Origin of the sequence: Microcoleus sp. B9-D4 (genome assembly GCF_036705105.1) — a bacterium.
Taxonomy (GTDB): Bacteria; Cyanobacteriota; Cyanobacteriia; order Cyanobacteriales; family Microcoleaceae; genus Microcoleus.
The window spans coordinates 60,776-72,288 of sequence record NZ_JAUBTS010000033.1 but is presented as its reverse complement, the minus strand read 5'-3'; the positions used below and the strand labels follow the sequence as shown (position 1 = coordinate 72,288).

Genomic DNA, 11,513 nt, shown 5'->3' with positions numbered 1-11,513 from the left:
GCGATTGAAATCGCCGTGTCGTTTTCCTCTCAGGGCTGAAGCCACTGAGTTTCCCACTTACCGAGTATTTTTTATGAATCCTGAAATTTTCAATGCAGCCTTTTTGTCCTTTTCCCTAATTTTCGTGGGTATAGGTGGAGGCTTCCTCCTGCTCAAATTGCAAGGCGGCGAAGAATAAGTTTTTTTCAACCAATCCATCAGAAGCCTTCTACCTTCTGCCTTCTAGAGTCTACTTGCTGCCGAAAGCAAGCCTTCTGGCGAATATCTCAAGCCTAAAATGAGAAAATTTCAGGTTTTTGTTAAGTTTTTATAAAAAACTTAACAAAAACCTGATACCATCTTATTGAAAGTTTAAGATTCATAATTAATCCCTAGATGACTTTATTGATTTTAGGTGCCACCGGCACTCTCGGCCGCCAGATAGCCCGCCGCGCCCTAGACGAGGGCTACCAGGTGCGCTGTTTAGTCAGAAGTTACAGAAAAGCTGCATTTTTGAAAGAATGGGGCGCTGAACTCGTACCGGGGAACCTTTGCCAGCCAGACAGTCTGCCTCCGGCCCTAGAAGGCGTCAGTGCTATTATCGATGCAGCAACAGCAAGTGCTGCCGATTCTGTCAGCATCAAAAGAGTAGACTGGGACGGAAAAGTATCGCTGATCCAAGCAGCAGCAGCAGCAGGCATCAAGCGTTACATATTCTTTTCCTTTCTCGACGCGGAGAAATATCCCCAAGTCCCCTTGTTGGAAATTAAGCGCTGTACCGAATTGTTCTTAGCAGAATCCGGTCTAGACTATACAATCTTGAGACCTTGCGGCTTTTTACAAGGACTGCTGAGTCTGTATGCAATGCCGATTTTGGACAATCAGGCAGTCTGGCTGCCCAACAAGCCATCCGCCCTGGCATACATGAACACTCAGGACGTTGCTAAATTTGCCGTCCGGGCCCTTTCCGTTCCTGAAACCGAGAAAAAAAGCTTTCCGGTGGTGGGAAATCGCGCTTGGGATGCTGACGAAATCGTGCGGTTGTGCGAACGGCTGTCAGGGAAGGAAGCAAAAATTACGCGCACCCCAGACGTATTGTTGCAGGCTACTCGTAAATTAGCTACCTTCTTTCAGTGGAGTTGGAACGTAGCTGACAGATTGGCTTTTTCAGAAGTTTTGGCCGCCGGAAAACCCTTGAAAGCTCCGATGGATGATGTTTACAGTGTCTTCGGAATCGACCCCAAAGAAACTACTACTTTGGAGTCTTATCTCGAAGAATACTTTAATCTGATTATGAAGAAGCTCAAGGAAATAGAGTACGAGCAGCTTAAGACTAAAAAACGGAGTAAACAAAAAATGCCCTTTACATTTTAAAGTGCCGAAAGCTGGGATTATATACAACGACGTTAAACCTGTGGCTTGTCGCATCGCCGCAGAGTTGGAAGACAAGCTGACTGCCCGCGGCTGGGAGGTTTGCTCGGTTTCTGGTTCGGGAGGAATTCTGGGCTATTCTAGCCCCGATCGCCCCCTGTGCCACACTCAGATCGAACAACTCGTCCCCCCCGGTTTTGACAGCGACATGGAGTTTGCAGTGGTTTTGGGTGGCGACGGTACGGTGCTGTCGGCATTTCGCCAAGTCGCTCCGATTGGAGTGCCGCTGCTGACTGTCAATACCGGTCACATGGGCTTTTTAACAGAAACTTACCTGAACTTGCTGCCGCAAGCTTTGGAAAAGGTAATCGCCGGAGAATACGAAATCGAAGAAAGATCGATGCTGGCTGTGCGGCTGTTTCGAGAAAACGACTGCCTCTGGGAAGCCCTTTGTCTCAATGAAATGGTGCTGCACCGGGAACCCCTGACTTGTATGTGTCATTTTGAAGTGGCGATCGGGCAACACGCCTCTATTGACATTGCCGCAGATGGAGTCATCATCGCGACTCCCACAGGATCGACGGCTTACGCGCTGTCTGCCGGCGGGCCTGTGATCATTCCCGGAGTGCCGGTGTTGCAGTTGCTGCCTATTTGCCCGCATTCAATGGCTTCGCGGGCTTTGGTGTTTTCCAACACCGAGCCGATCAAGATTTTGCCGGCGAGTCCGACCCGCCTGGTAATGGTGGTAGATGGTAACGGCGGATGTTATGTTCTGCCCGAAGATTGGGTGCAAGTCGAGCGAGCTCCGTACCCAGCCCGCTTTATTCGGGTGCAATCTTTTGAGTTTTTCCACATTTTGCGGGAAAAATTGGGCTGGGGCTTGCCTCACATTGCTAAACCGAGTTCGGTTGAGTTGCCTTGATATTTGTTGGTAATAAGCGGAGGGCTAAAGTCCCGTCAATCGATTTTAGATTTTCGATTTTAGATTTTCGATTGACCCCACGGATAAATGCGGGGGCTTGAGGATTTTCGATTTTCGATTTTGGATTGATTCCACGGATAAATCACGTGGCGGGTACCATCAAGAAATTCGTGGTCACTTCGGCTACGCTCAGTACGTCGCCTTTTAGGGCGGCTTTTTCTTTGTTTTTGGGCAGGATAAAGTTTGATCGGAATCTCCTACGGAATCCTTAATTCTCGATCGAGATTCCGAATCATCTCCAAACTCAGGCAGCGTTTATGATAGATGTATTCTCGTACTTCTGGGAGTTTAAACCATGTCTCTCGCTGAGTTAATACCTTTGGTGAACAATCTGAGCCAGTCAGACAAATTATCACTCTTCAAACTCCTAGCAGTGCAAATCCCAGACGCTGAACTACAAGTCATCTTTTCTGCATCAGAGTATCCAGTTCGATCGCTCTACGATGCAACGGAAGCGGCAAACATTATGATGCAGATGATTCGAGACGATCGAGAGGCATCTACTCATGCCTAGTTCGATCGAGTTTCCCTTTTCTGACGATGAAGCATTACCCACGATTCCCATCACTCTGATTCATGCAGGCTTTTCTGTCTCGGCGAATGCACTGCTAGATACTGGGTCTGCGGTCAATCTATTACCTTATGACATTGGTCTGCAATTGGGTGCAATTTGGGAGGAACAAACTGTCCGCTTGCCATTGGCAGGAAATCTGGCAACGGTTGAGGCGCGGGGTGTATTTGTAGATGTTCAAATTGGGAATCTGGAACCCGTTCGCCTAGCATTTGCTTGGGCACAAGCCTCTCAGGTTCCATTAATTCTCGGGCAAACCAACTTCTTTCGAGAATTTGATGTTTGTTTTGTGCGATCGCGAGGCACGATCGAAATTATTCGCTTCTAATAAGCATCGATGCAGAACTCGGAGTTTTATTTAGCTTAACTCTCGATCGAGATTCCGAACCATCTCCAAAGTGAGGCAGCGTTTGCGAGATAGCGTTAGTACACAGGGACATTTTGGTTTAACATCCCACCCATTACCTATGCCCCATTCCCTAAACCACCGCTGCGATCGAGAAAATCAGTAATCTCCTGTTCATGGGTATGCTCCTACACTTTGAATTTTTTACAACTTCAATCCAACGGCAGCCCGACTTTTATCAATAAGCCGGGAATACAACAAATTGAACAGCACCCTTTAGGAGTTTATATTTTTTCCACAATAAATACAATGTTTTTACGTAAATTCATTAAATCTTTACAATGTATTTGATTACAACTAACTCATGATTATCAACTATACCCTAACCAAGATTTAGCGGGCTAACGTTCCCGCTCACCGGACGCAGATGAACTTTGCATCTCACCGATAACTCGACTTCGTTCCGGTGCAGCGGGATTGTTATGCTGTGCCAACTTCAACTTTCACCAAAGAACTCTAGAATCCTATCCATAAAGTTCTGCTTCCAAACTTCTTGTACTCTCTCAACCAGCCAATCATCTAAACTATTAATTTGGCTACCATATTGGTCAAGTACATCATCTCTGTAGCCATGCCCTTGACCCCACCTATTTTGAGCATAATCCCAAAATTCATTAGAGTAAGTTTGGGGAGCAAGACTATCTTTGATACAGCAGCAAATTTCTTGCCCGATCTCAATAATAAATTTCTCAAAATATTCATCTATTTGTTCGCTTAAAATTTTCATGACGGGTTTAAGCCCTGATTGTTCTGAGGCATGTTTCTCAACCAACTCAACAGCACCTATAATCTCTGCCTTTGACTCACGAAGCCTGTCCCTAAGTAATACTTCTGCAACAGTAGAACCATCGAAATAAATATCTATATCTCGCAGATCATAGGTGCCAAACCTATTATTTATTGCACGAAAAACCATCACATGATAGCTTTTAAGATGATTCTTATATCTATTCTCAAAATTACTCAAAAACTCTGTCTTTTCATGAGACTCAATAGTTTTTTTTAGATCGTTTATTAATTTTTCCTCTTGGGGGCTTAATCCTCCTCCACTTTTGATGACTTGAAAAATGTCTTCATAATTTTTTGCTTCTTGAAGTAAGGCTCTCTCTCTTCTAGAAATTAAATCATTGATAGCATCTAACAGTTCAATTCTTGCATCAGAAACATCATCCTTTTCATACTGAGGTTTCAGGATATGTTCCTCGTCGTAGAACTGAAGAGCATCATAGAAGAAAATATTCTCTAGCAAGAACTTGATGTTCTCTCTTGCAAAAGCATCATCGATCTGATTTTTTCTAACCTTAATTCCCTCGTCTCTATCCTCTACTTTTCCATCTAAGTTGACGACATCTTCAGGTTCGCCCTTTCGAGGCAGAACCAGTAATGCTACTTTTGTATCAATATCTCTCGATTCTCGCGTTAGGTATCTCTTCAGAAGCTCGCTAACATTACTTGGAGCAGCTAGAAATTGTTCCGCAAACAGACAGATTGAATTGTCTTGGTTACGGATGTAATCAGACAGATCTTTTCTATCTCTGGCATCATCCATACCTCTTGTGTCAATGATTGATCTGAAGCGAGGATATTTATTAAATTCAATTAGTTTATTACTAACACCCACATAAATTCTCTTGGGCAAAGAGAATTTATCCATTTTTCCAAGATTCAAATTGCTAAAGTTATGACGCAACCACTTTCTCTCATCTTCTACACTTTCAAAATCATCGAGAGATTCTAAACGGGTTTGATTTCTGCGTGATAAATTTGCTCTTTCAAGAACGGACTTTAAAAAGCCATCAAGATTTTTTTTATATGACTGGGCAAGTTCAGATGCTTTATCTACACGCTTTCCTTCAATCTGAGAGTCTCGAAGATCAGTGATATTTCTAATGGCTCTTAGCAGTTCAGCAGGTGGTAGGCCAGTTACTTCTGAATTTTGATCATGTTCCTTATTCCAGAAGTAGATACAGACTTCTCGGATAAATTCTTTAACTTCATCATCACTGTATGGCTCTATCTCAAGGAAGCTTCTCTTGGACATTGAGGGCTGTATGACAACTTCACAAATAGTTGTCCTCCCTGATCCCGTAGATAGCAGTTCACTAATCTTATTGACAGTCTTTCCGGTTTTACCAACAGTTTTTTCTTCTTTGTGAAACAGATTAAATAGATGACATATAGCTGTAGTTTTACCAACGCCTATTTTCCCAATAAAAACCAAATTATAATCTTGTATTTCGAGCAGTGCTTTCATTCTTGCTAGACGCACCGAAATGCTTTTAAGCGAGTTTATCGAGCAGCGAGTTTTAATAAGAAAATTAACACTCTTCTGACCTTTTATATTTCTCTCTAATATCTCAATCTCAGACTCTATCCGTCCCTTTAGGCTTTGGACAAATTGTATGCTCATATACAAAACTCTTGAAGTGCAAGACTAAACCCCGACTACTCTGACAATAGAGCAGATGCTTTTATTCCCAAATGCGTAGAAATTGGCTCATTATGATTTTCCGGGCAGCAGTAATTTTGGTACGGCATAGCTCAGTGATTGAGCAGCATAACTTATAATTATATCGCAGTTGCGGTACAATACTGAGTATAGCCGTATAATACCGCAGATTGACGATGTATGTCAACTCCTTCTTACTCCCCATCAGAATCTCCTTTCCTCGATCGAATTCGCCACACGATTCGACTCAATCACTTAAGCCGTCCTAATTAAAAAAGCTATCTTTATCCCAAACTATTGGGTCGATCGTTGCTTTCATTCCCACATCAAAGGACGTGAAGCGAATTTGGGAAAATATCGCTCAAACGATTCGGCAACTTGGGCGACAAGTTTTCATCAAAAAGTAATTTCATGCCGATAAGGTCGCGGTCATAAACCGACGCTCACGGTCAGCAGCATAAGCTATACAAGCTTTTAAATCTTCTCGCGTCAAATCGGGAAAATCGTCGAGAATTTCTGCTTCAGTCATCTCGGAAGCCAGGTACTCAAGCACTTCATAAACCGTAATTCGCAAGCCGCGTACACAAGGCTTACCACCGCGTTTATTTGCTTCGATCGTGATGTGGTTTCGGTAGTTCATAGTTTAATATGGGATTTTTAGCAGATTAGTTTAGAGAACAGATTTCAGTCCAAGACGATCGACGAATGGAAGAAAGTCCCGATCGCCAAATAAGAATTAGTGATTGTTTTCGATAATAGCATCCATCAGAAAAGCCGCGATCGCCCCTAGACACAGGGCGATACCAACGTTTTCATACCAGAGAACGACGGGTTCAAATCACCTATTTCGAGGGACTGAGTTCCACAGCATCGGTCTTTGCAGTTAACTCAACCTTTAGCGTAGAAGCTGCCTGCATCGCATGGGGACTGACTAACGAGAATTGTGCAGTCGGCTGCTGACAAGCCACCATTGTTTTCACGTGTTCCATTTCATCATCCCGAATGGCAACAAACACATCATAGAGATTGTCGATCGTTGGACGACGGAATACATTAGCACTGCTTGTTTGAAACTCCTCAAACATATACAAATCGCCATCTCGATAGTATTGGATAGCGACATCTGGTGCGGGCTGTTGCTTGAGAGCTTCAGCTTCGGCATTGAGGAACTTGTCGTAGCTGGCATAGGCGTGTCCCTCTACAAGTTCCATGAAGTTGTAGGCAGATTTGGACGACACCATGTAGACCAAAATGATAATCCAGTAGTAAATGAGTGCAGTGGCTCGTGCTAGAAGGCGATCGACCCAAAAGCTCGATCCTCCCAGTGATTCCATAATCAGCAGATGATGTAGTTCATTCCACGACTCCGAAAAGTGGATTTTTAACCAATCAGCCTTTCGCCACCAGCCCAAGGTTTCATAGAGGTGAAGTACCGATAGATAAGAGAAATAAGGAACACGAGCCACGGTTTCTAGTACATAAAACCGAGGATAAGGGCGATCGGCATAAACTACATTGATCACAAAAACGAGAATACCAACTAAGAAACGAATCATTGACTGAATCCTCAATAAATACCAAAGATAATTTGAACAATTGAGCAACTAATGACTGACAACCGGAATCTCAGCCGCAATGGTTTCGAGGGGTTGGGCTTGAGTAGGCTGTTGGAAAATAGCCACGATCGCTTTAATCACGCAAAAGACGAGGATCAATGCACCAACCGAGAAGACGATATCCCCAGGGATGCGTAGCCAAACTGTCCACTGCATCCATGCCGAACCAATGACTTCAGCACTGCGAGCGTACCAAGTGCCATGATTAACGGATTGCACCAATTGATAAAAACCATTAGGAATCAGTCCTAAAACCATCATCATGCCTAGACCAACATTGATCCACCAGAAGGATAAATTGAAGTTTTTCTCATCCCAAGCGCGATCGGGAGTGATTTCACGCAAGGCAAAGAGCATCAGGGCGATCGCAAGGGAGCCATAGACCCCAAATAGTGCCGAGTGAGCATGAATGGGCGTGGTATTTAGTCCTTGGCAATAGTAGAGGAAAATCGGTGGATTGATTAAGAAACCAAAGACACCTGCGCCAATTAAGTTCCAAAAAGCAGTGGCAATAAAGAATTTTAGTGGTACTCGATAAAATCCTTGCGCTTCTTGGGATAGCTTCATCGACTTCACCACTTCAAAGCCAATTAAGGTCAAGGGAACGACTTCTAAGGCTGAAGCAACGGAACCCATCGACGTAATGAATACAGGTGTTCCTGCAAAGTAGAGATGGTGTAACGTGCCGATTACGCCACTACCGAGATAGAGAATTGTCGTCATGTAGGTGGCTCTCAGGGCTGATGAGCGCTTTAGAAAGCCCAATTCGCTACATAGATAGGCGATCGCTACAGTCGCAAATACCTCGAAGAAGCCTTCTACCCATAAATGCACGACCCACCAACGCCAATATTCAGCAATGCTCAAATGGGTGTGATTGTTGTACATCAACCCTGACGCATAGAACAGGGGAATCGTAATCGCACTGTAGAGAAAGAAGTGATTCAGTCCCGTTTTATCGCCTTCCGCCTTGAGTGCAGGCTTGAGGGCGCGGTACATCAGCCAGAGCCAAAACACCATGCCACCAATCAGCAATAATTGCCAGAGGCGACCAAGTTCTACATATTCATAGCCCTGATGTCCAAACCAGAAACTATTGTCACCGCCGATAATGCCTTGGACACTAGCCCAAGATCCGATTAAGGAACCAACAACAACGACAGTCAAAGCCACTAACAAACCGCCATTGCCCCAAGCTTGCAACTTCGGTTCATGTTTGCCAAACCTGGGCGCGAAATATAGCCCTGCGGCGAGCCAACAGGTGGCAATCCAAAATACTGCTAGCTGTAAATGCCAAGTCCGTGAGGCGGCATAGGGTAAATATTTCTGAAGTGGCACACCATAGAAGCCATCGCCTTCTACCGCGTAATGGGCTGTGACCATTCCCATCAACATTTGCACCAAAAATAAAGTCATAGCAACCCCAAAGAAGAGGGTGGTGACTTTTTGGCTAGGTGTGGCAAGGCGAATCAGGGGGCGATGGGCGACAGCGATTACTTCTTCGCTATCTTCTTGGGTGATGTAAACAAACAGAAATACACCGATCGCCGCAATCAGCACAATCACCGACACAATTGACCAGATCAAGAATTGAGCCGGAGCCTGATTGCCAATCAAGTCATCGTGGGGAAAGTTGGCGGTATAGGAAAATGGTGCATTCGGGCGATCGGCGGCGGCGGCCCAAGCTGTCCAAGTAAAGAAAGCAGTGACATTACGGATTTGCGTATCGTCAGTAAACCAACCGCTAGGAATGGAATGAATCTTAGAACCTTGGGATAGTAACGTTTGATAACTATCAAAAACCTTGCTTAGTCCCTTAGTTTGAGCCGCAGTGAGGGTTAAGGCTCCTGTCTCTGACGCATAGCGATTAGTTTTAAATTCTTGCTGTACCTGCGCTTGGAGGGTAGCGCGATCGACTGCCGATAAAGCCTGTAAATCGGCTTCACTAAAATCAGGATTGCCATTATGCAAAATTCCTGCCGTTGCTAAGCCCCAACGGTGTAAAACATCGGCAGTCCAGTCGGGTGCTAAATAACTGCCATGCCCCCAAATACTACCAATATGTTGCCCCCCACGACCTAGATAGGTCACTTGCCCAGATTGAATATTCTCCTGAGTTAGAATGATCTCCTGTTGTGGAGAAACCACTGTCGCGGGAATCGGTGGTGCATTTTTATAAATCGCCGATCCTGCAAAGATCAGCACTGAAAAAGTGACGATGCAAATTAGCACAAGCCAAGCGGGTAGGCTAATTTGACGGGGACGAGCGCGGGCTGTCACCACTTTGTCAAAGGTTGGGTTTGCCATAAAGCCATAAATTCGGTTTTAAAGTACCTATGACATACCATAGGAGAATAGAACCTAATAATGCTTTGACTTAAGTCAAAAAGAACCTTAAAAAATGCTCAAGTACGTTTATATTGTCTAGCTCGGCGCTTTGTTCCAACCATCCTCACTACCCTAAACGATGTTAAATAGAGTCGATTTGAGCAACTGGTTACAAAACATTCTAATTTTTCAAGGATTATCAGCAGAGCAACTGATTCCTTTAGCTCAGATCGCTCAACTGCAAACTTTTGGAAAAGATGAGACAATTTTCCATCAGGGCAGTGAAGCAACTGGGTTTTTCATTGTCCAAGCTGGTCGTGTCAAGGTATTTAAGACTGCATCCAATGGGAAAGAACACATTTTACATTTATTAAAAAGAGGCGATTACTTTGCCGAAGTTGCCACCTTTGATGGCAAAGCTTTTCCAGCTTCTGCGATCGCATTGGAATCCACAGAATTAATCTTCTTCCCTCGGTTAGCTTTTCTGGATTTACTTCATCAATATCCTGCGCTCGCCATCAATATGCTGACAAGTTTGGCAACCCGTTCGCGTAAATTGGCACAGATGGTGGAAGATCTGTCGTTTAAAGAAGTGCCACAAAGATTAGCGGCTTATTTATTAGATTTGAGCGGTCGCGCTAATGGTGATCAAGTTATTAATCTAGATGTTACTAAAACTCAGCTAGCTGCTATTTTAGGGACGATTTCTGCTACCCTTTCTAGGGCATTCTCGCATCTCCACGATAAAGGATTAATTACGATCAATGGTTCTCAGATTGAGTTATTGGATCGCGAGCGGCTACAAGCGTTGAGTCAGAATGTAGAGTTGGGCGATCGCTTTTAGATCATGAATTTTGGAGTTTAGGTCACGGAAAAGTTATTCCACATGGGATTTATGATTTTCAACAAAACATAGGATATATAACATTATGAAACAGTAAATATGCCAGTGAATTGGCGTGTGAGGCTTTAAAAGATTGGTGGAATAATCATGGAAAAACTACCTACCCTAACGCTAATTCGATTCGGTGTATTATGATAAAGCAAGCAGCGATAAATTCTCGTCTTCACAAAATAATTTGATCGCGTTAAAGTTCCGACGTAGCAAATTTTCAATTTGCAATGTCGAACAGTTTCCAAGGCAAAGCCAAATAACTTTCGGTGGGTTCCCAAATACTAAGCTCAGGTCGTGCATATCCGCGTCTTTCGAGACAATCATCAAATTATTATCTTTTGCATAATCCCAAACTATTGGGTCGATCGTTGCTTTCATTCCCACATCTCGAACGTGAAGCGAATTTGGGAAAATATCGCTCAAACGATTCGGCAACTTGGGCGACAAGTTTTCATCAAAAAGTAATTTCATGCCGATAAGGTCGCGGTCATAAACCGACGCTCACGGTCAGCAGCATAAGCTATACAAGCTTTTAAATCTTCTCGCGTCAAATCGGGAAAATCGTCGAGAATTTCTGCTTCAGTCATCTCGGAAGCCAGGTACTCAAGCACTTCATAAACCGTAATTCGCAAGCCGCGTACACAAGGCTTACCACCGCGTTTATTTGCTTCGATCGTGATGTGGTTTCGGTAGTTCATAGTTGGAATTTTTGAGAATCTCCTCGTTTGAGGTTTGGCGAAAAGATTAGATATACTAGCTTGTTACATGGGCGCGCCATCGAATAATTGTATGCCAGTTGCGGTACAATACTGGATAGAATCGAGTAATACCGCAGCTCGATCGTGTATGTCAACCCCTTCTTAATTATATTTTAGATGAGAGTCGATCGCACACTTTCGACGATCGCAAAAATCGA

Annotated in this window: 13 protein-coding genes; 6 read left to right on the top strand and 7 right to left on the bottom strand. The window is 44.0% G+C overall.

What is annotated here, in order from left to right:
* Nucleotides 1–73 precede the first annotated feature (73 nt).
* From petM to QUB24_RS19650, 5 genes are all read left to right on the top strand, one after another.
* Nucleotides 74–178 (top strand): cytochrome b6-f complex subunit PetM, encoded by a 105-nt coding sequence (gene petM / locus QUB24_RS19670; RefSeq protein ID WP_172189541.1) that lies wholly within the window; start codon nucleotides 74–76, stop codon nucleotides 176–178.
* Between the two features lie 197 nt (nucleotides 179–375).
* Entirely contained in the window at nucleotides 376–1,353 is a 978-nt protein-coding gene (locus tag QUB24_RS19665) for an NmrA family NAD(P)-binding protein (protein ID WP_333101618.1), read from the top strand.
* 1 nt (nucleotide 1,354) lies between these two features.
* Nucleotides 1,355–2,272, top strand: a complete 918-nt coding sequence (locus QUB24_RS19660) for an NAD(+) kinase (protein WP_333053556.1) — start codon at nucleotides 1,355–1,357, stop codon at nucleotides 2,270–2,272.
* Nucleotides 2,273–2,627: 355 nt separating this feature from the next.
* Nucleotides 2,628–2,846 (top strand): hypothetical protein, encoded by a 219-nt coding sequence (locus QUB24_RS19655; protein WP_333053554.1) that lies wholly within the window; start codon nucleotides 2,628–2,630, stop codon nucleotides 2,844–2,846.
* On the top strand, nucleotides 2,839–3,231 hold the full coding sequence (locus tag QUB24_RS19650) for an aspartyl protease family protein (protein ID WP_333145301.1): 393 nt from the start codon (nucleotides 2,839–2,841) through the stop codon (nucleotides 3,229–3,231). Before QUB24_RS19655 ends, QUB24_RS19650 begins: the two co-directional genes overlap by 8 nt.
* Before the next feature lie 514 nt (nucleotides 3,232–3,745).
* Here QUB24_RS19650 and QUB24_RS19645 read toward each other — a convergent pair.
* The 5 genes from QUB24_RS19645 to QUB24_RS19625 form a co-directional block, all read right to left on the bottom strand.
* Entirely contained in the window at nucleotides 3,746–5,719 is a 1,974-nt protein-coding gene (locus tag QUB24_RS19645; RefSeq protein ID WP_333154841.1) for a hypothetical protein, read from the bottom strand.
* Between the two features lie 365 nt (nucleotides 5,720–6,084).
* Complete coding sequence (locus tag QUB24_RS19640) at nucleotides 6,085–6,171, bottom strand: DUF5615 family PIN-like protein (RefSeq protein ID WP_263053636.1); 87 nt, start codon at nucleotides 6,169–6,171, stop codon at nucleotides 6,085–6,087.
* The gene (locus QUB24_RS19635) at nucleotides 6,168–6,398 is read right to left on the bottom strand and encodes a DUF433 domain-containing protein (protein ID WP_006634608.1); all 231 of its coding nucleotides are present in this window, start codon (nucleotides 6,396–6,398) and stop codon (nucleotides 6,168–6,170) included. Before QUB24_RS19635 ends, QUB24_RS19640 begins: the two co-directional genes overlap by 4 nt.
* Before the next feature lie 202 nt (nucleotides 6,399–6,600).
* On the bottom strand, nucleotides 6,601–7,314 hold the full coding sequence (locus tag QUB24_RS19630; RefSeq protein WP_333154840.1) for an alternative oxidase: 714 nt from the start codon (nucleotides 7,312–7,314) through the stop codon (nucleotides 6,601–6,603).
* A gap of 48 nt (nucleotides 7,315–7,362) precedes the next feature.
* Complete coding sequence (locus tag QUB24_RS19625; RefSeq protein WP_333154839.1) at nucleotides 7,363–9,681, bottom strand: nitric-oxide reductase large subunit; 2,319 nt, start codon at nucleotides 9,679–9,681, stop codon at nucleotides 7,363–7,365.
* A 160-nt stretch (nucleotides 9,682–9,841) separates the two neighbouring features.
* On the opposite strand from QUB24_RS19625, the gene QUB24_RS19620 reads away from it, so the two are divergent.
* Entirely contained in the window at nucleotides 9,842–10,546 is a 705-nt protein-coding gene (locus QUB24_RS19620) for a Crp/Fnr family transcriptional regulator (protein WP_333154838.1), read from the top strand.
* Between the two features lie 189 nt (nucleotides 10,547–10,735).
* Here QUB24_RS19620 and QUB24_RS19615 read toward each other — a convergent pair whose 3' ends face one another.
* Complete coding sequence (locus QUB24_RS19615; protein WP_333154837.1) at nucleotides 10,736–11,068, bottom strand: DUF5615 family PIN-like protein; 333 nt, start codon at nucleotides 11,066–11,068, stop codon at nucleotides 10,736–10,738.
* On the bottom strand, nucleotides 11,065–11,295 hold the full coding sequence (locus QUB24_RS19610; RefSeq protein WP_006634608.1) for a DUF433 domain-containing protein: 231 nt from the start codon (nucleotides 11,293–11,295) through the stop codon (nucleotides 11,065–11,067). The genes QUB24_RS19615 and QUB24_RS19610 overlap by 4 nt, the downstream gene beginning before the upstream one ends.
* Nucleotides 11,296–11,513 lie beyond the last annotated feature (218 nt).

Coding starts and splice junctions, on each gene's coding strand:
- petM (WP_172189541.1), top strand. CDS start 74: ATGAATCCTGAAATTTTCAATGCAGCCTTTTTGTCCTTTTCCCTAATT.
- QUB24_RS19665 (WP_333101618.1), top strand. CDS start 376: ATGACTTTATTGATTTTAGGTGCCACCGGCACTCTCGGCCGCCAGATA.
- QUB24_RS19655 (WP_333053554.1), top strand. CDS start 2,628: ATGTCTCTCGCTGAGTTAATACCTTTGGTGAACAATCTGAGCCAGTCA.
- QUB24_RS19650 (WP_333145301.1), top strand. CDS start 2,839: ATGCCTAGTTCGATCGAGTTTCCCTTTTCTGACGATGAAGCATTACCC.
- QUB24_RS19645 (WP_333154841.1), bottom strand. CDS start 5,719: ATGAGCATACAATTTGTCCAAAGCCTAAAGGGACGGATAGAGTCTGAG.
- QUB24_RS19640 (WP_263053636.1), bottom strand. CDS start 6,171: ATGAAATTACTTTTTGATGAAAACTTGTCGCCCAAGTTGCCGAATCGT.
- QUB24_RS19635 (WP_006634608.1), bottom strand. CDS start 6,398: ATGAACTACCGAAACCACATCACGATCGAAGCAAATAAACGCGGTGGT.
- QUB24_RS19630 (WP_333154840.1), bottom strand. CDS start 7,314: ATGATTCGTTTCTTAGTTGGTATTCTCGTTTTTGTGATCAATGTAGTT.
- QUB24_RS19625 (WP_333154839.1), bottom strand. CDS start 9,681: ATGGCAAACCCAACCTTTGACAAAGTGGTGACAGCCCGCGCTCGTCCC.
- QUB24_RS19620 (WP_333154838.1), top strand. CDS start 9,842: ATGTTAAATAGAGTCGATTTGAGCAACTGGTTACAAAACATTCTAATT.
- QUB24_RS19615 (WP_333154837.1), bottom strand. CDS start 11,068: ATGAAATTACTTTTTGATGAAAACTTGTCGCCCAAGTTGCCGAATCGT.
- QUB24_RS19610 (WP_006634608.1), bottom strand. CDS start 11,295: ATGAACTACCGAAACCACATCACGATCGAAGCAAATAAACGCGGTGGT.